Here is a 22,401-nt window from a genome sequence, read left to right as displayed (position 1 = left end):
TGAGGGGCGTTTGGGGAGGACGGGCTTCGTGCGACGGGTGCTGTCGGTGCAGTTCGCGCCGTGCGCGCTGTTCGTCGCCGGGGTGCTTGCGCTGGTGCGGGCGGGAAGTTTCTCCGGGCGCAGCGACTGGAACGCCGTATGGCCGCAGCGGCCTGGCACGGCGGTCGGCGTCATCGCGACGATCACCGTCTGCGCGTCCCTGCTCGGTCTGCTGCTGCAGCCGTTCCAGGTGCGTGCGGTGCGTGTTCTGGAGGGCTACTGGGACCGCTGGTCGCTGACGGCCGGGCTGGCCGGGATGCTGGCGCGGGTCCAGCACAGACGCTGGCAGGCGTTGCGTCGGCGGACTCAGCGGTCGGCGGCCGGGGACAGCGGCCTGCGCGTACAGGCCGACGCACGCCGCCGCCTGGCCGCCCGACCGCCGGCCGAGGTCCTGCTGCCCACGGCTCTGGGAAACGCCCTGCGCGCCGGAGAGTTGAGCGCCGGAGAACGCTACGGCCTCACCACGCTGACCTCCTGGCCACGCATATACCTCCAGGTCTCCGACCGCATGGCCGAGGTGCTCCGCTCCACCCGCGACGCCCTCGACACAGCCGTCAACCTCTGCTGGTCCTTCCTCGCCCTCACGCTCACGGGTGTCACCGCCCTGTACGACGAACCGTCCGCCTGGTGGCTGTGCGGTGCCGGAGTGCTGCTGGCGGCGGTCGCGTACAAGGGGGCGGTGACAGTGGCGCAGGCGTACTCGGGGCTGATGCATGTGGTGTACGACCTGCATCGCTTCGATCTGCTCGACGCACTGCACTATCCGCTGCCCCGTGACCGGACGAGCGAGGAGGAGGTGTTCTCCGAGGTATCGGATCTGTTCGCCGGGCTGCGGCACCAGGACCGTACCTACGACCACCCAGGGGTGAGGGCCCGGCCGGACAGAGGCGACTCCGCAGCGCCCTAACTGTCGCCGAGAACCGCTCGAGCCTTGTAGTAGTGGGCCACGAGTTCTTCGCGCGGGCAGAGGGCGAGGACGGCGAGCGGCAGACCCTTGAAGTCGCACACGGCCGTGTGGGCCAACGTCAGGGCTCCGGATCGCTCGAGATATGCCCGCGCCGTGGCCTCCCCCTGCTCGACGGCGGCGCTCCAATCGTCGATCTGCTTGCGCCGGAAGGAGCCTCCGAAGGGCCGCTCGCAGCCGGGACACAGATGCGTCACAGGTGCCTCACCTGGCAGCGTCACGTCGTAAAGCATCAGTTCGTGCCTCCGTCCAGCGATTTGGGTTTGTTCTTCTGCCTGAACTCCCGGTGGAGGTGGAACATCCACCAGGCCTCGACGAGAGCTGCCGCCAACGCCAGGCCCGTGGCAATCCAGTGCCACACGGCGTGATCATCACCGGAAGGAATCAGTGCCGACGACACGGCGAAGACGAGCAGCATCGTTCCGCTGTTGAAGGCGATCACCGCACGCTGGTTGCGCACTTTCCACACGATGAAGTGCGCTTCTTGCTCGACCTGTGCAAGGGGCCCACGATCCAGTTCCTCCGGGGTGTACCAGGCCTCGAGCGTCTGCCTGTTGTACAGGAACCTGCGGGCGTCCGCCCCGAGCTGAATGCTCCCGATCAACGAGATGGAGGCCGTGACCACGAGGAGCAGCGTTGCCCCGGGCCACCGGAAATCGTTGCCGTCCACGAGCACCACACCGAGCAGGGACAGCGACGCCGCGGTGAGCAGTGGCGCGGCCACCGTTTGCGTCGAGACCGACGCTTCCGCGTATCCGAGCGGATACGGAACACGCGGCCATGTGCTCGGTTCTTTCCTGTGTTCCATTAACCGCCCCCCACCCGTTGGGCTTTGTGCCCGGAGTGTGACAGACGGAATCACTAATTCAGTAGAGGGCGAAATTGCGCCAGAAATGCATGAGGGCTCTGTTTCCAGAGGTACGGAAACAGAGCCCTGATGCATTCGAAAAAGATCAGTAGCGGCGCGTAATAAGCGCCCTCTTCACTTCCTGGATCGCCTTCGTGACCTCAATGCCACGCGGGCACGCGTCCGTGCAGTTGAACGTCGTCCGGCAGCGCCAGACGCCGTCGCGGTCGTTCAGGATCTCCAGTCGCTGCTCCGCCGCGTCGTCGCGCGAGTCGAAGATGAAGCGGTGGGCGTTGACGATGGCGGCCGGGCCGAAGTACTGGCCGTCGTTCCAGAAGACCGGGCACGAGGACGTGCAGGCCGCGCACAGGATGCACTTCGTCGTGTCGTCGAAGCGCTCGCGGTCCTCGGCCGTCTGGAGACGCTCGCGCGTGGGCTCGTTCGTCTCCTTCGTGATGAGGAAGGGCATCACGTCGCGGTACGCCTGGAAGAACGGGTCCATGTCCACGACCAGGTCCTTCAGGACCGTGAGGCCCTTTATGGCCTCCACCGTGATCGGCTTCTCGGGGTTGAGGTCCTTGATCAGGGTCTTGCAGGCGAGGCGGTTCTTGCCGTTGATCCGCATGGCGTCCGAGCCGCAGATGCCGTGCGCGCAGGAGCGGCGGAAGGTCAGCGTGCCGTCCAGTTCCCACTTGATCTTGTGGAGGGCGTCGAGGACGCGTTCCTTCGGGTCGATCTCCACCTGGAAGTCTTCCCAGGTCGCCTCGGCCGAGACCTCGGAGTTGAAGCGACGGATGCGGAAGGTCGCCGTGATGTACGGGGAGTCGGCGAAGCCGGGCTCGGGTGTGCCGGCCGCGTCCGCCTTGTCCAGGGTCGGGGTTGCCATCAGTACTTACGCTCCATCGGCTGGTAGCGGGTCTGGACGACCGGCTTGTAGTCGAGACGGATGGACTCGGTGCCGTCGTCGCCCACCTCGCGGTACGCCATGGTGTGGCGCATGAAGTTGACGTCGTCGCGGTTGGGGTAGTCCTCGCGGTAGTGACCGCCGCGGGACTCCTTGCGCGCCAGGGCGGACACGGCCATGACCTCGGCCAGGTCCAGGAGGTTGCCGAGCTCGACGGCCTCCAGCAGGTCGGTGTTGAACCGCTTGCCCTTGTCCTGGATCGAGACGTTCAGGTAGCGCTCGCGCAGTTCCGCGATCTTCTCCACGGCCGTCTTGATCGTCTGCTCGGTGCGGAACACCATGACGTTCGCGTCCATGGTCTCCTGCAGCTCGCGGCGCAGGACCGAGACCCGCTCGGTGCCGGTGGCGTCGCGCAGGCGCTCGACCTGCGCGACCACGAGCTCCGCCGGGTTCTCGGGCAGCTCGACGTAGTCCGCCTTCTGCGAGTACTCCGCCGCCGCGATGCCAGCCCGCTTGCCGAAGACGTTGATGTCCAGCAGCGAGTTGGTGCCGAGGCGGTTCGCCCCGTGGACGGAGACGCAGGCGACCTCGCCGGCCGCGTACAGGCCCGGGACGACCGTCGTGTTGTCGGCGAGGACCTCGCCCTCGACGTTCGTCGGGATGCCGCCCATCGCGTAGTGCGCGGTGGGCTGGATCGGGATCGGGTCCGTGTACGGCTCGATGCCCAGGTAGGTGCGCGCGAACTCGGTGATGTCCGGGAGCTTGGCGTCCAGCTGCTCCGGCGGGAGGTGGGTGAGGTCGAGGTAGACGTGGTCGCCCTCGGGACCGCAGCCGCGGCCTTCCCGGATCTCCGTGTAGATGGAGCGGGACACGACGTCTCGCGACGCCAGGTCCTTCATCACCGGCGCGTACTTCTCCATGAAGCGCTCGCCGTCCTTGTTGCGGAGGATGCCGCCCTCACCACGGGCGCCCTCCGTCAGCAGGATGCCCATGCGCCAGATGCCGGTCGGGTGGAACTGGAAGAACTCCATGTCCTCCAGCGGCAGCCCACGGCGGTACACGGCGGCCTGGCCGTCGCCCGTCAGCGTGTGCGCGTTCGACGTCACCTTGAAGAACTTGCCGCAGCCGCCGGACGCGTAGATCACGGCCTTCGCCTGGAAGACGTGGATCTCGCCGGTCGCCAGTTCGTAGGCGACGACACCGGCCGAGCGCTTGACGCCGTCGACCTCGGTGATCAGCTGGTCCAGGACGTAGAACTCGTTGAAGAACTCCACGCCCTCCTTGACGCAGTTCTGGTACAGCGTCTGGAGGATCATGTGACCGGTGCGGTCGGCCGCGTAGCAGGAGCGGCGGACCGGGGCCTCACCGTGGTTGCGGCTGTGTCCGCCGAAGCGGCGCTGGTCGATGGTGCCGTTCGGGGTGCGGTTGAACGGCAGGCCCATCTTCTCCAGGTCGAGGACCGAGTCGATGGCCTCCTTCGCCAGGATCTCGGCGGCGTCCTGGTCGACCAGGTAGTCACCGCCCTTGACCGTGTCGAAGGTGTGCCACTCCCAGTTGTCCTCCTCCACGTTGGCCAGCGCGGCGGCCATGCCGCCCTGCGCGGCGCCCGTGTGGGAGCGGGTGGGGTAGAGCTTGGTCAGCACGGCGGTGCGGCTGCGCTTCGTCGACTCGATGGCGGCGCGCATACCGGCGCCGCCGGCGCCGACGATGACGGTGTCGTACTTGTGGATCTTCATGGGTGGATTACCTCAGCCCCGTGCCTAGCGGATGTTCGGGTCGAAGGTGAAGATCACCAGCGTGCCCAGCAGGATGGTGAACACCGTGGCGGTGTAGAGCAGGCCCTTCAGCCACAGGCGGGTGTTCGCGCGCTCCGCGTAGTCGTTGATGACTGTGCGCAGGCCGTTGGCGCCGTGCAGCATCGCCAGCCACAGCATCAGCAGGTCCCAGACCTGCCAGAACGGGGACGCCCAGCGGCCCGCCACGAAGGCGAAGCCGATCTTGGAGACGCCGCCGTCCAGCACCAGCTGGATCAGCAGGTGGCCGATGACCAGGACGACCAGGACGATGCCCGACAGCCGCATGAACAGCCACGCGGCCATCTCGAAGTTGCCCCGCGTCGACTTCGGGGTCTTCCTCGTGCGCTGACGCGGGGCCTCGATGAGGGGGGCCGGGTTGTCGACGCTGTAGAGGGACTCGCCCTCGACAGGGCCGATACCGGACGCGGCGGTTTCGGTGGTGGACATATGCGCGTCAGCTCCCGAACAGTTCACGGTAGGCGTGGCCGAGGACGGGGTAGATCGCCCCGATCATCAGCACGACCCACACGCCCACGACGGTCCAGAGCATCTGCTTCTGGTAGCGCGGGCCCTTCGACCAGAAGTCGACGGCGATGACACGCAGGCCGTTGAGCGCGTGGAAGAGGATGGCGGCGACGAGGCCGTACTCCAACACGGCCACGAGCGGCGTCTTGTAGGTGGCTACGACGTTGTCGTAGTCCTCGGGGGAGACACGGACGAGCGCAGTGTCCAGCACATGAACGAACAGGAAGAAGAAGATGAGGACGCCGGTGACTCGATGAGCCACCCAGGACCACATTCCTTCCCGGCCGCGGTACAGCGTTCCAGCCGGCACGGAAGAACCCTCCGGGAGCGGGGATTGGGGCCGCGCCGGCTTCTGTGTCGGACGGGCCCGGCCGGGTACGGTCCACCGGCCCCCAGCATCGTAGCGAGACGCTGCCGCTGGGCTTCGCCGGGGTGTGAGGGTGTGATCAAAGTGGCACGCGTATGGGTTAGCGTTTGCGGGTTATGGGGTGGAGTGTCCGCTTATTTGCCGGGTGCGGGCGCGTTGGGGCTGGTCGCGCAGTTCCCCGCGCCCCTGAGAGACGTCACCAGACGGCCCCTTGCGAGGCGCCGGAGTTCCTCTGCGGTCACCACTCGCTCCTCCTCCGGATCGTTTGTCAATCGTGACCGGATGGCTGCCAGGAGTTGGTCGGCGGCCTCCGAAGGGGGAACCCCGTCCAGGCAAATGGCGAACACGTGTCCGAACTTCGTCTCGTACGCCGCATGCGCCGCCCCCAGTGCCATGTGCGCCGCCCGGTACGCGTCGTCCGGCAGTACCGGCAGCGTCTCGGCTGCCAGCGCCTCGGCCAGGTCGCCCGGTGTCAGGTCGTACGCCGCCTCGTCCGATGCGGCGAGGAGGGAGTCGAGGTTGGGGTAGGGGCGGTGGGCGGCGACGCGGGTGGCCCAGCGGAGGCTGTGGAGGCAGGTGAGGAGGGTGTGGCGGATCTCCTCGGCGGGAGCGGTGTTGAAGTGCTCCAGCGGGGCAGGCGAGCCGGGCGTGTCCCGGGTCTGCTCGGGCAGCGAGGGTATGGCCACTCGGCCAGGAAGGTGTGGGGGCGTCACGTGGGTTTCGGCAGAGGATGATGTGAGATATGTGGCACCACGCTATCGAGAGCGGACATCGTGTGTCCGACCGATGCCCGAATTTCATCCGAACGGGAGAGTTTCAGAACGTGTGGTGGACGCGTCCGGGTCACCCGAGGGCCTAGCGTTGTCGCTGTGAGTCAGCACAGGCGGAGTCAGCACAGTCGCAGGACACCGGTGAAGAGCGCGTTGAAGCAGACGTGGGTGCTGATCGTCGCGGTGGTGGTCGTGACGGTCGCGGCCGGGGTGGGCCTCGGCCTGCTGGCCACTGACGGCGACGGCGACGGCGGTGAGCCCGTGGGGTCGGCGCAGCAGCAGCCGTCCCCCACCGCTTCCGAGGGCGGGTCGTCGTCCGCCTCCAAGACCCCGAGTCCTTCCCCCACCCGCTCCTATCCGCTCTCGCAGCCGCCCCGCACCATCCCCGCCGTCCGCACCCACACCCCGGCGCGCGGGCCCGGCTGGACGCCGGACAAGGGTGAGCGGGTCGTGGTCAGCGACGGGGACCTCGCCGACGAGGGGCGGCTGCTCGCCGGCGAGCTGGGGCTGACGTACGCGGGGCAGCAGGGCGACGTGCGCGCCGGGGACGTACGGCTGGCGCTCAATGACGACGAGGGCGCGGATCCGGAGTCGTACACCATGACCGTGCGCGGCGGGCGGGTGACGATCAGCGGGCCCGCGGACGCGGGGGTGTTCTACGGCACGCGCACGCTCAAGCAGGAGGTGCACGGCGGCGGTACGGCGCCGGAGGGCGTCGTGCGGGACGAGCCGGCCAAGCCGGTGCGCGGGTTCCAGCTGGACATCGCGCGCAAGCACTTCACCGCGGACTGGATCGAGGACCGGGTCCGGGAACTCGGCGATCTGAAGATCAACCAGCTGGGGCTGCACTTCTCCGACGACCAGGGGTTCCGGATCGAGTCCGACTCCCACCCGGAGGTCGTGTCCCAGGAGCATCTGACGAAGGCGCAGGTCAGGCAGATCGTCGCGCTCGCCGCGAGCCGGCACATCACCGTGGTGCCGGAGATCGACTCGCCGGGGCATCTGGGCGCCGTGATCGCCGCCCACCCGGACCTCCAGCTGCGCAACACGCAGGGCGTGGCCACGCGCGGGGCGGTGGACATCTCCGATCCGGACGCCGCCGAGATCGTCGACGACCTGCTGAACGAGTTCGCGGATCTCTTCCCCGGCGACCAGTGGCACCTCGGCGGCGACGAGTACCAGGCGCTGGTGGTGTCCGACCCCGAGGCGTCCTATCCGCAGCTCGCCTCCGCCGCCCGCGAGGCGTTCGGCTCCGGCGCGAGCGTCGAGGACCTCACCACCGGCTGGCTCAACGACCGCGCCGACACGGTCCGCGCCCACGACAAGACCCCCCGCGCCTGGAACGACGGGTTCTTCGCCGGTACGTCCGTCAAGGCCGACGCGGACATCCAGGTCGCGTACTGGACGGGCAAGGAGATCGGGGCGCGGCTGCCGACCGCGTATCTGAGCGAGGGGCGGAAGCTGATCAACTACAACGACGAGTTCCTGTACTACGTCCTCGGGGAGCCGCTGACCTTCGTCTATCCGACCGGGCAGCGGATCTACGAGCAGTGGACGCCGCTCGTCGTGCGCGGCACGCAGCCGGTTCCGGCGAAGTACGACGACCAGATCCTCGGCGGGGTCTTCGCGGTGTGGGGCGACCTGCCGAACTCGCAGACCCAGGCGCAGGTCGCGGCCGGGATCCGGATGCCGCTCAGGGCGATGGTCCAGAAGCTGTGGGACCCGGGGAAGCCGGAGCTGTCGTGGTCGCAGTTCAAGGCGCTCGCGGACCGGCTCGGCTGAACCCGGATCGGGGCGGATTGTCCCGTCCGGCTGCGAACGGCCGTACGAATGTGGTGTATTCGGGCGGAGCCGTACGGAGAGCAGCCGGGGGGAACCGGAATGGGTTACTGGGGGTACTTCGTCGTCGGTCGCGGGGAGCGGCCGCTCGCGGAACTGGAGGCGTTGTCCGGCGTCAAGGGCATGTCGTTACGGGCGTCGGCGCCGGGCGGGTGGCAGGTGTGGGAGTACCCGAGCGGTGACGGCGACGTCGGGAGCATGAACGGGCTAGCCGTGGAGACCGGCGCGCCCGCGCTCTTCGGGTACGTCATGGACAGCGCGACCGTGGTCGTGGAGGCGGCGGGGCCCGAGAGCGGGGCGTGGACGAGCTGTCTGGGCCGGGCGGCCATGGCCACGTATCTCGGTGCCGACCGGGAGGGGCTGACCCTGGAGGACTACTTCCTGGAGCCCCGGGACGCCGCCGAGCGGGCCGTCGCGTGGGCGCTGGAGGCGGGGCACGAGGTCGTCGCCGAGCCGGTGGTCGACGTGCTGACCGCCGACTCCGACCCCGCGTCGGACGTGTTGGCCGAAAACCTGTTCTTCCGGCTGCTCGACCGGCTCGGCGTGGTGCCCCTGTGACACTCCCGGGCCGTCGCGCGCAGTAAGGGGAAGTGCGGGCTCCGTTAGGGACGACCGCCTGGCGAGGGAGCGTGGAATGAGCCTGGTGGAACTGATCGCTCAGGCCGACGAACGCGGACTGGCGGCCAGTGGGCTGGCTTGTTTGGACCGGTGTCTGCCCCTGCTGGGCGGGGACGACGAGGTGCTGCGGCCGCTGTGGGCCGACCTCGCGGACGGCGGTGACGGCGGCGACTGGGGCGTGCGCATCGCCCAGGTGCGCGACAAGCTCGCCGGCGCCGGCCCCGCGGAGTCCGCCGGGGACGAGGCCGCGCTGCTGGCCCGCCGGATGCTCGAGGCCGCCCCGGCCGAACGGTCCGCCGCCGGGGTACGGGTGTGGGCCGACGGCTGTTCCGTCGCCGCCCTGCACATCCACCGCCTCCTCGACCCCTCCGCCGGCCTGGCGTCCTCGGTCGACGCCCCCCGCGAGGGCCGTACGGAGGGCGTGTCGCCCCTCGTCGCCGCCGAACTGCGCCGCCAGATCACCGTCCTGGAGCTGCTCGCCGAACACGGCGCGGGCGGCGTACGGCGGGCGCTGGAGGTGTCGACCGAGGGGCGGCGCGTGCTGCGCGCGGTGGTGTCGCGGCGGTCCCGGAAGCGGCGTTGACGCCGCTCAGAGCATCAGCCACTTGACCACCGCGTCCCCGTACAGGGCCGTCTGCTTGTAGAACGCGGTCAGGTCCCGGTGGGTCGCGGCGAAGGCGGCCCGCACTTCGGGCTCCGCGTCCGGCTCGGCGTACGGCTGCAGGAGTCTCTCGCGGGTGCCCTGCCACAGGTCGTCGAAGTCGGCCGCGGTGAGGTAGGCGGCGACCCGGGCCGTGTGGGCCGCGGTGAGCAGCAGGAACGGTGGCTGGGCCGCGTCGGGGTGGAACACCGGGCGGCCGCCCAGGACCACCTGGCAGGGAGGGCCGTCCGGCGCGTGGTTCGGGGGGATGCCGGAGTAGAGGAGCTCGTGGTCGAGGTACCGCTGGTCCAGCACCTCCTCCCGGTGCCGGCCGATCCGCTCCCGCACGGAGTCCCAGTCGTCGTCGAACAGTCGTTGGAACCAGGTCGCGCTGTTGCGCAGGGCCGGGGGCGGCACCGCGCGGAAATGGAAGTACGTGTTCATCAGAGAGAGGAGCGCGCGGGAGCGGCGAACTGTCACACCCGGGTAAACCTCATTCCTGAGAGAGTCCTGTGACTGTCGTGGGGCGGCGGTGGGGCGGTCCTGCACCGGTTGCGGAAAGCCTCCTGATCCGGGTGACGAAACACCGCCCCACCACGCTTTTCCCGATGTGACGACTGTGACGACCAATCAGGAGACCAGGCCCTCCGCCGCGACCAAGCCCGTGCGGTGGGCGGCGGACGTGGTGGCCACCCTGCGCGAGGGGGCGCGGCTGCGGCTCGACTACTCGGCGCAGAGTCTGTGGAGCGTCGACCGGATGATCGAGGAGATACGGCGGGACGGGGCGCCGTACGCCGCCGTGGAGACCGTGCTGCGCGGACTCGGGGCCTACGCCGGTGAGGTGGTCGTCCGTCAGACCGGTGCCGAGTGGTGGGCCTCGGGCGGCGACCACTGGATCCGCACCCCCGACAACCGGCTGTGGGACCCGATGGACGAGGCACGGCGGTGCTTCGCCGGGGACGGGTCGCTGCGGCTGCTGTGCCGGGACGCGACGGCAGGGAAGTGACCGTCCGGCCGGGACGCGGCGGCCGGACGGTCACGTGTCTCGGGCCGGTGGCTACGGCGTCAGGGTCTGGCCCAGACGGCCGTCCGTCGGGGTGCCCAGTGTGGTCCTGCTGTAGATGACGGAGTCGGCGTAGCCGAGGCCCGTGCTGTTGTTCGGCAGGTGCAGGAGGATGCCGTCGGTGCCGTCCTCGCCGTCGGCGCCGAACGTCAGGTCCGCGCGGCCGTAGCCGGACAGGTCCGCGAGGGTCACGGACGAGCCGAGGCGGTCGCCGGTCTCCGTGGCGCCCGGGATGACGGACGTGTCCTGGGAGACGCCGACCGAGCCGGAACCGGTGAGGCCGGAGGCGCTGCCCTTGACCAGGATCGCGTTGCCCGCGTCGGCACGGTTCACGCCGTCGCGGGAGAGGTCCTCGCCGGGGGCGCCGGCGAGGGCGTCCGCGTAACCGTCGGCGTTGTAGTCGCCGACCGAGACCGAGGCGCCGAAGGTGTCGCCGGACTCGTTGCCGCCGGGGACGCCCGTCGTGTCCTGGTGGACCGTCGTCAGGCCGGTCGTCGTGAAGCCCGTCGACGTGCCCGGGACCATGGTGATCTGGCCGCCCGAGATGCCGCCCGACTCGGACGCCACCGGCTGGCCGATGACGATGTCGTCGTAGCCGTTGCCGTTGACGTCGCCCGCGGCGATGGAGCGGCCGCCCCTGACGGAGATCACCCCGGCCTTGGTCAGGCCGGTCGCCGAGCCCGCGAAGCGGACCACGCGGCCGATGCCGCCGGTGTCGCGGTAGTTGAGGGCGACGTCCGCGTAGCCGTCCCGGTTGAAGTCGCCGGTCGCGGCGTCCAGGTAGGCGACCGAGCCGGTGGCGGAGGTGAGCGCGCCGTACTGGTACTTGCCGCTGCCCAGCCGGACGTTCCAGTTGCCGCCCTTGCCGCTGCCGGCCGCGAAGACGTCCGCCTTGCCGTCCGCGTTGAAGTCGCCGACGGTGACGGCCGAGCCGAGCTTGGCGCCGGTCGCCGTGATCCCTGAAGTGCTGTACGAGAAGCCGGTGTTGAGGGCCGGGCCGTACATGACGGCGACCTGGCCGCGGTCGGTGCCGAGGGTGTCGTCCTCGCCGGGGGCGCCGATGGCGAGGTCGGCGTGGCCGTCGCCGTTGACGTCGCCCCAGGCGGTGGAGGTACCGAAGCCGTCACCCGTCTCGGTGGCGCCGGGGACACCGGGGCTGTTCTGGGAGAGCGCGACCTTCGCGGCGGGGACCGGGCCGTCGAGGCTGCCGGGGATGACCTTCACCGCGTTGGCCCGGGGGACGCCCGCGACCAGGTCGGTGACGCCGTCCCGGTTGTAGTCGGAGGTGGCCAGGGCGTGCGAGATGCCCGGGGTCTTGGCGAGCGTGGCGATGCGGGAGAGCTTCGGGTAGAGGTTGGCGCCGGGGCAGGCCGTGGCGTTGGTGTCCCGGTGGCCGAAGACGCGCGGCAGCGTGACCTGCTGGTCCAGCGGGATCTTGTTGCCGCTGTAGCCCTGTTTCGCGCCGGAGGTCAGCGTCACCTTGCCGGTCGGGTCGATGCCGTACATCCCGAACTTCCAGGCGACGACCCGGGCGATCGCGTCGAGGGCGGCCTTGCTGGGCTGGGCCGACTCGAAGTTGCCGATGTAGGAGATGCCGAGCGTGTTGGTGTTGAAGCCGGCGTCGTGCGCGCCGATCACCGGCAGCTCCATGCCGCCGCTGCGGCCCTCGAAGATCTGGCCGCACCTGTCGACGACGAAGTTGTAGCCGATGTCGAAGTAGCCGCGGGCGAAGTGGTCCTGCTGGATGGACCGCAGCCGCGAGGCGGACTTCGCGCAGGACAGGGTGTTGTCGCTGTCCACGCCGGTGTGGTGGACGACGGCGGCCTTGATCTCGGCGCCGTACTCCGGCGTGCCGTCGTAGTCCGTCGAGGCGCCCCACTGGGCCTGGGTGATGACCGGCGGCTTGACGACGGTCGAGGGGCGGGGGGCCGGGACGGTGGGGGTGGGGGTCGGGGAGGCCGTCACCGACGGGGAGGCCGAAGCCGACTCAGACGCAGACGCCGAGGCCGACGTAGACGTAGACGCAGACGGAGAGGCGGAGGCCGGGTCGGTGGGCGTGACGGTCACCGAATCGGTGGGCGTCGGCGTGGTGGTCTCCGCCACGAACGCGGCCGGCTCCAGGCCGGACGCCGCGGTCCGCTTCGGATCGGTCCCCGGATCCAGCAGCCGCACGTCCATGCCGGCCGGCTGCCCGCCCGCCTCCGTGCCGTCCGCCGCCACGACGCGCACCTCGATGCCGTCGGCGTCACCGGTCCACATCGATTCCGTGCCGCCGCGCAGGGCCGCCCGCTCGCCCTCCGCGCCGTCCGCCTGGCTCGGCTCGACCGTCAGCTTCTGCCAGCCGGACCACTTGCCGGTCTCCAGGTCCCGGGTGCGTACCTGGGGCGTGCCCTTGGCGCCGGCTTCCGGGTCGTCCCAGGTTACCAGGACCGCGCTGAAACGGTTCGTCTCCTGCTTGGCGAGCCCCTTGCGGCCTCCGCCCTCGTTCCTGAGCTTCAGGGTGTGGACGGCCGGTGCACGCCCCTGGCCCTTGGCGTCGGACCGCGCGGGCTGATCGGCCATCGCGTACGTGACGACGCCCGCACCGCTCAGGACGACGGCTCCGACCGTCAGCCAGGCTCTTCGTCGCACACTCAACGGTCTGTACGCATGGGTCTTGCGAGGACTCAACTACCCCACCCCTACACAAATGGACATGAAAAAGGCACCTGTCACACAGGTCCCACTTGGACAGCGCACAGACCCGGCCGGACGTCACCGAACAGTTGGGATGGAAGCGGTCAGTGATGTTTGTGAGGCGGTATCCGCTTGGTCAAGAGGGGGGAGTGGCCGGAGGCGGGAGCTCCCGAGACCGACCGACCGAAGGGGGCCGACATGGACAAGGACATGGGCACGAGAGACGAACCCGGGCCGTGCGCACGGGAGATGAGGCCGCACGCGACGGCCTTCGTCGCCCGCGTCACCGCACGTAACCGCCTGCCGCTGGACTACTCCGTGGCCAGCCTGCGCGTCGTCGACTTCCTGATCGACGGACTGCGCAAGGGCGGCGCCGACCGGGAGCGGGCGCGCGAGACGCTGCTCGGGCTCGGGGCGTACGTCGGTGAGGTGCTCGTCCGTCGCGCGGGAGCGGTGTGGGTGGACCTCGACGCCGACCAGCGCGGGTACTTCGCCCAGCCGGTCGGCGTACGCATGCCGGACGGGCGGGTCTGGAACCCGCTCGGCAAGGTCCGCAACCGTTTCGACACCGGCGGTCCCGAGGAGTCGCTGCGGACCTTCTACCTCACGCTGCACGGCCGGTCACGGCGGGTCGTGGCGTGAGATGGCCACACCACCCGGGCCGCTGAGGACCGTGGGGCGGACGGGCGGCTGTGACACTTCGGTGCGGCCAGGCGCTGATCACCGTGGGGGGCAAGGACAAGGGCGGCGGAATCGGCTTCGTGCGGATCCGCCGCCGACCGGGTACGGACGAGGACGGTTCTTGGGCCAAGGAGGGGAACCCCGCCGGGTGCAGGCGTACGACGGGGAACTGGGCGCGGCCGTCGCGCGGGCCCAGCAGGGTGACGAGGCCGCCTTCGCGGTTGCCTACCGGCTGGTCCAGCCCGGCCTGCTCGGGTATGTGCGGGGTCTCGTCGGCGACGACGCCGAGGACGTGGCGTCCGACGCCTGGCTGGAGATCTCCCGGGATCTCGGCCGGTTCAAGGGTGACGGGGCCGGGTTCCGCGGCTGGAGCGCGACCATCGCCCGGCACCGGGCGCTGGACCATCTGCGCCGCCAGAAGGTACGGCCCCGGCCGTCGGCGCTCGAACAGGACGTACTGGATCTGCCCGGTCCGCACAGCACGCACGACCAGGCGCTGGAGGCCATCTCCACGGAGTACGCCCTGGAGCTGGTCCGCGGGCTGCCGCGCGACCAGGCCGAGGCCGTACTGCTGCGGGTCGTCGTCGGCCTCGACGGCCCCGCGGCCGCCCGCGTCCTCGGCAAGCGTCCGGGTGCGGTGCGCACCGCCGCCTACCGGGGGCTGAAGCGGCTGGCCCGCCAGCTGGGCGGCGAGAGCACGGACAAAGGTGTGACGGATGACGGTCCCCGGACGCTGGGGGAGTCGACATGACGGGCGACGGTGACAACTGGACGCCGGGCGGCCCGATCCGGCGGGACGGTCCGGCCGGACCGGACGGGAACGGACACGGTATGGGTGAGCGGCAGAACGGCATCGGAGGCCCCGACCGCCGACGCGTACGCCCTGACGATCGGCTTCCGGGCGGTCCCGCGGTCGACCCCGCCGCGTTGGAGACCCTGCTCGCCGTCGCCATGCGCGCCGGCACGGTCGACGCCGACGCCGAGCAGCGGGCCGTGGCCGCCTTCCGGGACGCCCGGGACGCGGGTGCGCACCGGGCGCGCACCCGGCGCCGGGACGACTGGCGGCCCCGGGAGCAGCGGAGTGCGGCGCGTTCGCTGCGGACCACGCTGTCCGTGTTCCTCGCCAGCCTCGCGCTGGGCGGTGTCGCGTACGCCGCGATCGGCTCGTCGGGGGGCTCCTCCTCGAACGGCGCCGGGGACGGCCGCGGCCGTGCCACCGCCTCCGCGAGCGACGAGACCCGGCCGGGCGGTCCGACGACCGCGCCGGGGGCCGGTCCCACGGACCGGCCGGGCACCGCGCAGGACACCGAGGCCCACTGCCGGGCGTACGAGCAGGTCCAGGGCCGCGGCAAGGCGCTCGAAGCGAGGGCGTGGCAGCGGCTGGTGGCGGCCGCGGGCGGTGAGGCGAAGGTGCGTGCCTACTGCGCCGAGCAGTTGGCGAGGGCGACGCCCGGAAGCAACCCGGCCAACCCGTCAAATCGGGCCAACCCGGCCGACCCGAGCAAGTCCGCCAATGCCGACGCGAATTCCGGCGGTCCGGCCGGTGACAACGCGGGCAGCGGGCAGGCGGGCAGCGGGCAGGCCGACAACAACGCCGACAACAGTCAGGAAAAGGCCGACAAGGCCCAGGGGAAGAACTAGCCGTCATGGCAACGGCCCGCCACGGCGGGGAAGAAGCACCCGCCACGGCAACGGCCGGGGCCGCCACCCCTGGCCTGATAGAAGCATGAAGGGCCTCTGACCAGTCACTTTGTAGCCCGGGCGCAGGTTCTCGCTTCCCGTCCAGACCGGTCCTCATCCAGGTGTTTCTGCCTGTTCCTGACCGCTACTGGTCACGTGTCCAACGGTTGGATCAGCCCCTGCGGGCTAGACCCCGCGACGACGGCTGAGCCGCGGCGGCAACCGCCAGGCTAACGCCGTGCTCTACCGCATCGTCGTGACACGTCTTCGCCGTGGCACCCGCACGCGCGCCTACCTCGGACGACGCACGAAGCAGGGCATGTCGAAACGCGAGATCATCCGCTGCCTCTTGACGCAACATAGGGGCATCTGTGAGCCCACCTGACAGCCGGGATGCGCCGCTACATCGCCGAACGCGACTGGCTCACCGTCTGCCAACTCCCGCCGCCCTACGCATCGGACCTCAACCCGGTCGAAGGCATCTGGCGAGGGCATCTGGTCGGTACTGCGGCGCACCACCACGGCCAACCCGCGCGTTCACCGGCCCTGAGGACCTGATCACCGCCGTCCGGCGGGGCCCTGCGCCAGCTCCACGCCACGACGTCCTCGACGGCTCCCTCACCGCAATTGGACGCGTGCTCGCCCCACCATGACGACATCACGCATTCAACGTGACTAGTGGCCGTCGAGTGCTTTGTCGAGGGTGAGGGTTGCGTCGATGAGGGCGAGGTGGGTGAATGCTTGGGGGAAGTTGCCGAGTTGGCGGCCTGTTGAGTCGATTTCTTCCGAATAGAGGCCCAGGTGGTTGGCGTATCCCATCATCTTTTCGAAGACGAGGCGTGCTTGTTCTGTTCGTCCTGCTCGGGCGAGGGCGTCGACGTACATGAACGTGCACAGGGAGAAGGTGCCTTCCGAGCCGCGCAGGCCGTCGGGTGAGGCTTCCGGGTTGTAGCGGTAGACGAGGCTGTCGCTGACCAGTTCCCGTTCGATGGCGTCGAGTGTCGAGGCCCATATCGGGTCCTCGGGGCTGAGGAAGCCGACGGTTGCCATGCGTAGCAGTGAGGAGTCCAGGACGTCACTGGCGTAGTGCTGGACGAAGGCCTGGCGTTGCTGGTTCCATCCTTTGGCCATGACCTGTTCGTAGACGGCGTTGCGTTCGGTCTGCCATCGTGCGTGTGCGGCCGGCCAGCCTTTCGAATCGGCCAGGCGCAGCGCGCGGTCGAGGGCCACCCATGACATGACGCGGCCGTAGGTGAAGTCCTGGCGTCCGCCGCGAGTTTCCCAGATTCCTTCCTCGGCCTGGTTCCAGTGGTCGTCGAGCCAGTCGAGGTTCTCCCGCATGGAGGTCCAGCCTGCGTATCCGACCTGGATTCCGTGCTGGTGTGCGAAGTACATGCTGTCCAGTGCCTCGCCGTAGATGTCCAGTTGGAGCTGTGTCGCGGCGCCGTTGCCGATGCGTACGGGTGCGGAGCCGGCGTAGCCCTGCCAGTGGCCGAGGATCTGTTCGTCCAGGTCGGATGAGCCGTCGACCCGGTACATGACGTTGAGGGGGCCGGTGGTCCCGCTCTTGCCGGCCCGCTCTTTGACCCGGTCGCTCAGCCAGGAGGTGAAGGCGCGGGCCTCTTCTGTGAAGCCGAGTCCCAGCAGGGCGTACACGGAGAAGGAGGCGTCGCGGATCCAGGTGAAGCGGTAGTCCCAGTTGCGTTCGCCGCCCAGTTGTTCGGGGAGAGCCGCTGTCGGGGCGGCTACCATGGCGCCGCTGGGTGCGAAGGTCATGAGTTTGAGGGTGATCGCGGAACGTTCCACCATCTCGCGCCAGCGTCCGGTGTAGCGTGACTGCGCCAGCCAGGAGCGCCAGAACGCCACGGTTTCGTCGAAGAGCTGTTGGTAGGCGTCCAGGTGGATTTCGGCGGGGAATACCTGGCTTCCTGTTTCCAGGACCAGGCCGCGCTGTTGGCCGGCCTGGAGTGTCAGTGACAGGTGCAGGTCGCCGTCCTGGTCCGTGAGGATGTCCTGGAGTGGTTCGTCGTCCGGTTCACGGATGGGGTGCATGGTGAGTGCGTTGCCGTCCTGCGCGGCGAAGACCGCTCCGTGCTGGGTGATGTGGACGTCGTGCTTTTTGCGTCCGTATTCGAACCGGGGGGCGATCTCCACCTGGAAGGTCATGCTGCCGCGCACGCAGCGGATCAGACGCACCAGCCGGTGGCGGGAGGTGACCGTCGTACCGGTCACGGGCATGAAGTCGACCACCTCGCCGGCTCCCGCCTCGGTCATGAACCGGGTCACCAGGACCGCCGTGCCCGGCAGGTACAACTGCTTGGTCGTATGGGTCGGGTGGGCCGGCCGGACCGTGCAATGACCGCCCTTGTCCTTGTCCAGCAGCGCCCCGAAGACACTGGGCGAGTCGAACCGCGGGGAGCAGAACCAGTCGATTGCGCCCTCGGTGTTCACCAGTGCCGCGGTCTGCAGATCGCCGATGAGGCCGTGGTCCTCGATCAGTGGGTAGCCGTCCATCAGCGTGCTCCTTTCGGTGTGAGATTCACCCGGACGCACCCCCTCGATCAGCCTAAGCTGTGGATCCTGCTGCCGCTCGTCGGCCAAGTTGGGTGCGTGGGCGGTCGGTCGGTTGCCGGCGTATCGCGCATGTGCTGCGGGGGCCGGTGTCAGCGGGGGTGCGTCGGGGCGGCCATTTGTTTTCTGGCGCCGAACAGACGCTTTTTCAGGCCCGTCCGGCTCGCAGACTCAGTGTCACAGGAGGTGTTCGTCGTCGTCGGTGGTCTTGCGGTTGCGGTTGGCCATCTCTTCCCAGAAGGCGTCCAGCTCCTTCACGGGGATGCTCACCCAGGGCGCGGTGCGCCGGCTGATGGCCGGCAGGTGCCAGCTGAAGCGGCTGTGCAGGAGCGCTTGTTGCTGGCGGCAGAACAGTTCTGCCATTTCCGTCTGTGCTCTTCCGGCCTGGGGGGGATAGGGGCACAGGCGGAATTCGCACGGGGACTGGCAGGTGGTGCGGGATGCGTCCTTGTCGACCCGGCCGACACTGCGCTCGGGGTGGAGCCGGCTGCGGTCCTGGGTGAGGCAGTGCGGGAGGTCGTCCCTGTTGGCGAGTGTGAGGCGTTCCTCGATGTCGTCCGGCATTCCGTTGCCCTCGGTGAGATTGAGCATCAGCAGGACGTCGGCGAGAAGGCGTTGTGCTCGCGGGTGCAGGATGCTCCAGCCGGCGGAGGGGGAGATCCACAGGTTGTGCTTGCGGTAGCGGTCGGGATCGGCCGGGGTGGAACCGACGTTGTCGGTGGCTTCGTTCTCGTCGATCCAGATGAACCGCTCGGGGTGTCCGGTTTCCAGGGCCAGGGTCACCAGGTCGCCGGCTTCGGCGACGAACGGGTGGAGGGCCTTGTCGGTATGGCGTTGGGGTGTGGCGCCGGTGGTGGGTGGGGTCTGGTGTGCATGCCCCGCGATGGCGAGCCATCGGGCGACCAGCCGCATGGGCTCCACCGGACGGCTGGAGGCCGTGTCGCTGTTTGTCGGGAGGATGGCGGTCGGTGGTGGGGGACGGCGGCGGTGCCCGTTCGCCGCGCCGAAAGGGGTGGTGTGGCCGATGGTGTCGGGAAGCTCCCACAGGCACAGTGCATGGAGCAGACCCAGCTGGGCGTACCAGTAGCGGCTGCAGGTGAGCATCTTCTCCGCCTGTTTCACCAGGTAGGTCCGGGTCTCGTCGTATGCGTCCGGGTGGCGTCTCCTGCGGTTCGCCGCGTTCTTGAAGCCCTGGGCCAGAGCGTTCTCCAAAGACAGCGGCAGGCGCGGCATCTGCTGGTCGCCTGTCGTGGTCAGGTGGTGCAACCAGAGGTCCAGCCGCTCCTTGGCCTCGGCACGGTACTTTCCGGAGACGGAGCCGACCATCATGGGAACGAGCCAGGCCCGCAGGGCGAAGTGGCGCCACCATGTGGTGCGGCTCTGCTCGTACTCCTCCACGATTCTGTCATGGTGGTGCTGTCCTTTTTGCGCCGCCTCCGGGCCGGCGACGGGGTGCGAGTCTTCTTCATCGAGCCACGCAGTGTAGTTGTGGTCGAGTTTCTGCTTGGCGTCACGGATCTTCTCCAGGTACTGGGACACGGGATCGGTTCCGAGGAATTCGGTGCGCAGGTCCTGGAAGGCTGCATCGCCGCCGGCAGCTATTTGGTGTGCGATCGCGATCCGGACGGAATGAAAGGGCTCCTGGGTGCCGATGCGGAAGAGGTGCTTGTAGGGCAGAGGATGGCTTCCCTTGCTGCGGCGGTCCCGTTCACGCAGAGCAGCTCCGAAGCGCCGCACCAACCGCAGCTTCGCATCCTCGATGGTCCGCTGGTCGCCTCTGATGTCGAGGTGCGCCCATTGTTCGTCGAGGTCTTGGGCCAGCTTGTCCTGTATCGGCGCCGGATCGGTGCAGTCTATTTCCAGGGCCGCCGCGTACAGGTCGAAGTACTTGGCGTCGTGCCGGTTCGCTGCGGCATTCCTGAGAAGCTCGGACAGTTTCGGCGGCGTTTTTGTGTGACTGCTCTGGGCACGAGGAGCCGTGTGCGGCCCGGCGGCCGGCCGGGCGGAGAGGGGGCCTGCCCGGTTTCGCGAGAGCAGCACCAGAGCGATGAGCAGTTCCCGGGACGGGCCCGGGCTGTGAAGGGCCGGTTCGACGATCGCGTCGATCTCGTCGTCTGCCATCTCCCTCAACAGGCGGTAGCCCAGATAGGCCTGGAGGATGCTGTGCGGGAACCGGACCTTGTTGTTGCAGCCGTACACCAGTCCGAGGAGCTGCCCGTTGGCGGTGTATCTCGCCAGCTCGGTACGGCACTCGATGGGGTAGTCGAGGGTGTTGAGCCAGGGCGCCCACTTGCCGACTTTTCGGCCCAAGGCGCCCCATATCGCGTCGCGTTGTGCCGGAGAAACAGCAAGGTGGGTTCCGTGCTGTGGACCCGTGTCCGGTGATTTCTCGTGATTGCTCTGAGACTGCCTGCGGTTGAGGAGGTCGTCCACGTGTGCGCTGACGAAGTCGTCGAACGTCACCTCGATACTGTCCTGGAACAGTCCGAGGCAGGCCAGTGCCGACACGACCCACATGGTTTCCCCGCGTTCCCTGCGGTCCATCACCAGCTTGTCGAATATGCGGCCGTCTTCGATGGCCTGACGGTAGGTGTTCAAAAGCCCCAGCCGGAGAGTGGAGCAGTCGTTGCTGCGGGTGTCCAGGCGGCCGTCTTCCTCGCGGAGAGTCAGGTGCTCCAGCAGCCCGCACTGCTGGAGCAGACGGGCGATCCGTAGGTAGATCGGCGAATCCGTGACCTGGGCGGTCTCCACCACCCAGTCGAGGCGGCGCTCGTCCACCTCGCCGGGTTCTGGTATCAGATATTCCAGAGCCGCTTCCTCGCTCAGCGGTTCCAGGTTGGCGATCGCGGCCCGGGTACCCTCCAGCGGTGCGTGCGGGCGCGAGGCGATGACCAGGGGAAGCTTCTGGCGATCCGCTCGCTCTATCGCCCGTCGGATGATGTTGTCGCGATCCTCCTGGTACTTCTCGTCGAGGAGGGCCTCTTCCAGGCCGTCGGCGATGACGACGGCCTTGTCGTCGAGTCTCAACTGCCGCCACGTCTTGTCGATGTTGCTGCCGGCGAGCACTCCTTGGTCCGCTTCTTCCTCGAAGCGGCGCCGTGCCATCTCCTCGAAGTCGAGTTCACCGTCGCCCCTCATGTCGCGCAGACTGATCGGCACGGGAACGGCGGACTGCTGGGCCAGCATCCGGGTGAGTTCCACCAGGACGGCTGTCTTGCCGACGCCCACGCCACCGACGAGCAGATACGGTTTCCGGGTCTTCCAGTTACGGAGTGTCTGGGCCATCACCTGGGACAGTTGCCGGCGCCCGACGATCCGATTGACGAGGGTTCCGGCCGTGGGGACCAGGTCATGTGGATGCGTGCGCGCCTTGTCGGTGAGCGGCAGCTTGGTTTTGTGATACCAGTAGAGAAGGAAGAACGCCAGTAGCAAAGAGCCCGTCAGAACAGGGCCCACGATGTCGTTGACGGCGTCGAACCACAGGGAAGCGAGTACCGCGTGGAACGGTGATTCGCCGTCCTTCACGAAATCGTAAACGGCCAGTCCCACCCAAGTGAAAAGCAGAACCGTCCCGAGGAAGGCGTATGCGCGCAGCAGGGGGCCGAGGGAAAACCTTCCGGAGCGCCAGCGACGATTGGGGACGATGCTCCTGCTCGCCTCCCTTTCCGTCCTGAGCTTCCGCCATCTTCTGCCCGTGGCCCGCGAGATCCGGGACCACCACCGTCTCGGATACAACGTGTACCAGGGGGTGCTGCGTGGCAGTTCCTTGCCTTCCAGGTGGCGGATGACCTTGGTGGGCATGAGGTCCGCTCCCTCCGCGCTGCACATGAGTGGTGGGACGTCATAATGCCGAGTACTGGGGTGAGTTATGGATACCAGCGAGTCGTCTCACATGGACGTTCCCGGCTCCACGCTGCACAGCGCGATACCGCCGCCCCGCGTCGAGGGAATCTGCCCCGTGAATATCCACTTGCATGCATGCCTTCATTTCCATGAAAGCACTGGTGCAGAAGACCGCAACACGGTCGCCGGCAGCCACGCGAACCTCCTCTCTGCGCCCCGGCCACAGCTGCCCGGCCCGGTGCCGTGCCGGGCGGTCGTGCCGGGCGGTCGTGTGGGGCGGTTGCCGGGACCGCCGCGATGATGCCGGGAGTGCCGGGATGATGCCGGGAGCGCGGGCCGGGTCGCGGTGGATGTCGTGGCCGTAGCCGCGGTCGGCGAACAGCGAGTCCGACTCGCAGCGGGGCGGCCGATTACGGCCGCCGAGGGGCGGGGCCGCACGAGCGAGGGCGGCGACTGGGCGGCGTCGTTGCGCCGGCCCGTCCCGGTTGACCGCGGTGATGGGCCCGGGTGCTTCCCCCTCTGAGCGGGGTCCTTTCAACTATGCCCGCCCGCTTCGCGTGGTCCGACCGCCGCACCTT

19 protein-coding genes and 1 pseudogene are annotated in these 22,401 nt (G+C 68.9%); 9 read left to right on the top strand and 11 right to left on the bottom strand.

Going from position 1 to position 22,401, the window contains the following annotated elements; translation table 11 throughout:
• The first annotated feature begins 28 nt into the window (after positions 1–28).
• Positions 29–946, top strand: a complete 918-nt coding sequence (locus tag OG252_RS20680) for a hypothetical protein (protein ID WP_329337821.1) — start codon at positions 29–31, stop codon at positions 944–946.
• Here OG252_RS20680 and OG252_RS20675 read toward each other — a convergent pair.
• From OG252_RS20675 to OG252_RS20645, 7 genes are all read right to left on the bottom strand, one after another.
• Positions 943–1,200: a hypothetical protein gene (locus OG252_RS20675; protein WP_329337820.1), complete on the bottom strand. Its 258-nt coding sequence runs from the start codon at positions 1,198–1,200 to the stop codon at positions 943–945. The two genes, OG252_RS20680 and OG252_RS20675, sit on opposite strands and share 4 nt — an antisense overlap.
• A 35-nt stretch (positions 1,201–1,235) precedes the next feature.
• A complete protein-coding gene (locus OG252_RS20670; protein ID WP_266434685.1) occupies positions 1,236–1,811 on the bottom strand; it encodes a hypothetical protein in 576 nt (191 codons plus the stop codon).
• A 145-nt stretch (positions 1,812–1,956) separates the two neighbouring features.
• Positions 1,957–2,736, bottom strand: a complete 780-nt coding sequence (locus OG252_RS20665; RefSeq protein WP_266434683.1) for a succinate dehydrogenase iron-sulfur subunit — start codon at positions 2,734–2,736, stop codon at positions 1,957–1,959.
• Positions 2,736–4,490: a succinate dehydrogenase flavoprotein subunit gene (gene sdhA / locus OG252_RS20660; RefSeq protein WP_329337817.1), complete on the bottom strand. Its 1,755-nt coding sequence runs from the start codon at positions 4,488–4,490 to the stop codon at positions 2,736–2,738. Before sdhA ends, OG252_RS20665 begins: the two co-directional genes overlap by 1 nt.
• 24 nt (positions 4,491–4,514) lie before the next feature.
• Positions 4,515–4,997, bottom strand: coding sequence for a succinate dehydrogenase hydrophobic membrane anchor subunit (locus tag OG252_RS20655; RefSeq protein WP_266434679.1), 483 nt, complete (start codon positions 4,995–4,997; stop codon positions 4,515–4,517).
• 7 nt (positions 4,998–5,004) lie between these two features.
• Positions 5,005–5,385 (bottom strand): succinate dehydrogenase, cytochrome b556 subunit, encoded by a 381-nt coding sequence (gene sdhC, locus OG252_RS20650; RefSeq protein ID WP_266434677.1) that lies wholly within the window; start codon positions 5,383–5,385, stop codon positions 5,005–5,007.
• A 191-nt stretch (positions 5,386–5,576) separates the two neighbouring features.
• Positions 5,577–6,155: a 2-oxo-4-hydroxy-4-carboxy-5-ureidoimidazoline decarboxylase gene (locus OG252_RS20645; RefSeq protein ID WP_266434675.1), complete on the bottom strand. Its 579-nt coding sequence runs from the start codon at positions 6,153–6,155 to the stop codon at positions 5,577–5,579.
• 198 nt (positions 6,156–6,353) lie between these two features.
• Here OG252_RS20645 and OG252_RS20640 point away from each other — a divergent pair, with 198 nt between their 5' ends.
• From OG252_RS20640 to OG252_RS20630, 3 genes are all read left to right on the top strand, one after another.
• Positions 6,354–7,994, top strand: coding sequence for a beta-N-acetylhexosaminidase (locus OG252_RS20640; protein ID WP_329337813.1), 1,641 nt, complete (start codon positions 6,354–6,356; stop codon positions 7,992–7,994).
• Between the two features lie 99 nt (positions 7,995–8,093).
• Complete coding sequence (locus OG252_RS20635) at positions 8,094–8,609, top strand: hypothetical protein (RefSeq protein WP_329337812.1); 516 nt, start codon at positions 8,094–8,096, stop codon at positions 8,607–8,609.
• Between the two features lie 76 nt (positions 8,610–8,685).
• Positions 8,686–9,252, top strand: coding sequence for a hypothetical protein (locus OG252_RS20630; RefSeq protein WP_329337810.1), 567 nt, complete (start codon positions 8,686–8,688; stop codon positions 9,250–9,252).
• 6 nt (positions 9,253–9,258) lie between these two features.
• Here the strand turns inward: OG252_RS20630 and OG252_RS20625 are convergent, their stop codons facing one another.
• A complete protein-coding gene (locus tag OG252_RS20625) occupies positions 9,259–9,753 on the bottom strand; it encodes a DUF1877 family protein (RefSeq protein ID WP_266434666.1) in 495 nt (164 codons plus the stop codon).
• Positions 9,754–9,928: 175 nt separating this feature from the next.
• Between OG252_RS20625 and OG252_RS20620 the strand changes: the two genes are divergently transcribed.
• Positions 9,929–10,315 (top strand): hypothetical protein, encoded by a 387-nt coding sequence (locus OG252_RS20620; RefSeq protein ID WP_266434664.1) that lies wholly within the window; start codon positions 9,929–9,931, stop codon positions 10,313–10,315.
• Between the two features lie 51 nt (positions 10,316–10,366).
• Here the strand turns inward: OG252_RS20620 and OG252_RS20615 are convergent, their stop codons facing one another.
• On the bottom strand, positions 10,367–12,934 hold the full coding sequence (locus OG252_RS20615; RefSeq protein ID WP_443068498.1) for an FG-GAP-like repeat-containing protein: 2,568 nt from the start codon (positions 12,932–12,934) through the stop codon (positions 10,367–10,369).
• Between the two features lie 312 nt (positions 12,935–13,246).
• On the opposite strand from OG252_RS20615, the gene OG252_RS20610 reads away from it, so the two are divergent.
• The 4 genes and pseudogenes from OG252_RS20610 to OG252_RS52355 all read left to right on the top strand — a co-directional run.
• A complete protein-coding gene (locus OG252_RS20610) occupies positions 13,247–13,690 on the top strand; it encodes a hypothetical protein (protein ID WP_266434660.1) in 444 nt (147 codons plus the stop codon).
• 160 nt (positions 13,691–13,850) lie between these two features.
• The gene (locus OG252_RS20605; RefSeq protein WP_329337805.1) at positions 13,851–14,480 is read left to right on the top strand and encodes an RNA polymerase sigma factor; all 630 of its coding nucleotides are present in this window, start codon (positions 13,851–13,853) and stop codon (positions 14,478–14,480) included.
• Positions 14,477–15,370, top strand: coding sequence for a hypothetical protein (locus OG252_RS20600; RefSeq protein WP_329337802.1), 894 nt, complete (start codon positions 14,477–14,479; stop codon positions 15,368–15,370). The genes OG252_RS20605 and OG252_RS20600 overlap by 4 nt, the downstream gene beginning before the upstream one ends.
• Positions 15,371–15,599: 229 nt before the next feature.
• A pseudogene (locus OG252_RS52355) lies at positions 15,600–15,758 on the top strand (IS110 family transposase); the annotation flags it as partial.
• Positions 15,759–16,084: 326 nt separating this feature from the next.
• Here the strand turns inward: OG252_RS52355 and OG252_RS20590 are convergent.
• Together OG252_RS20590 and OG252_RS20585 are read right to left on the bottom strand one after the other, a co-directional pair.
• Positions 16,085–17,923 carry a glycoside hydrolase family 15 protein gene (locus OG252_RS20590; RefSeq protein ID WP_329337800.1) on the bottom strand — a complete coding sequence of 613 codons (1,839 nt, stop codon included), beginning with the start codon at positions 17,921–17,923 and terminating at the stop codon, positions 16,085–16,087.
• A 234-nt stretch (positions 17,924–18,157) separates the two neighbouring features.
• Positions 18,158–21,781, bottom strand: a complete 3,624-nt coding sequence (locus OG252_RS20585; protein WP_329337798.1) for an ATP-binding protein — start codon at positions 21,779–21,781, stop codon at positions 18,158–18,160.
• Positions 21,782–22,401 lie beyond the last annotated feature (620 nt).

The organism is Streptomyces sp. NBC_01352 (assembly GCF_036237295.1).
Classification (GTDB): domain Bacteria; phylum Actinomycetota; class Actinomycetes; order Streptomycetales; family Streptomycetaceae; genus Streptomyces; species Streptomyces plumbiresistens.
This window is presented reverse-complemented; position numbering and strand designations above follow the sequence as displayed.

Bases quoted from the DNA above. Each gene is read 5' to 3' on its own strand.
- OG252_RS20670 (WP_266434685.1), bottom strand. From the start codon at position 1,811: ATGGAACACAGGAAAGAACCGAGCACATGGCCGCGTGTTCCGTATCCG.
- OG252_RS20665 (WP_266434683.1), bottom strand. From the start codon at position 2,736: ATGGCAACCCCGACCCTGGACAAGGCGGACGCGGCCGGCACACCCGAG.
- sdhA (WP_329337817.1), bottom strand. From the start codon at position 4,490: ATGAAGATCCACAAGTACGACACCGTCATCGTCGGCGCCGGCGGCGCC.
- OG252_RS20655 (WP_266434679.1), bottom strand. From the start codon at position 4,997: ATGTCCACCACCGAAACCGCCGCGTCCGGTATCGGCCCTGTCGAGGGC.
- OG252_RS20635 (WP_329337812.1), top strand. From the start codon at position 8,094: ATGGGTTACTGGGGGTACTTCGTCGTCGGTCGCGGGGAGCGGCCGCTC.
- OG252_RS20630 (WP_329337810.1), top strand. From the start codon at position 8,686: ATGAGCCTGGTGGAACTGATCGCTCAGGCCGACGAACGCGGACTGGCG.
- OG252_RS20625 (WP_266434666.1), bottom strand. From the start codon at position 9,753: ATGAACACGTACTTCCATTTCCGCGCGGTGCCGCCCCCGGCCCTGCGC.
- OG252_RS20615 (WP_443068498.1), bottom strand. From the start codon at position 12,934: ATGGCCGATCAGCCCGCGCGGTCCGACGCCAAGGGCCAGGGGCGTGCA.
- OG252_RS20610 (WP_266434660.1), top strand. From the start codon at position 13,247: ATGGACAAGGACATGGGCACGAGAGACGAACCCGGGCCGTGCGCACGG.
- OG252_RS20600 (WP_329337802.1), top strand. From the start codon at position 14,477: ATGACGGGCGACGGTGACAACTGGACGCCGGGCGGCCCGATCCGGCGG.
- OG252_RS20590 (WP_329337800.1), bottom strand. From the start codon at position 17,923: ATGGACGGCTACCCACTGATCGAGGACCACGGCCTCATCGGCGATCTG.
- OG252_RS20585 (WP_329337798.1), bottom strand. From the start codon at position 21,781: ATGCCCACCAAGGTCATCCGCCACCTGGAAGGCAAGGAACTGCCACGC.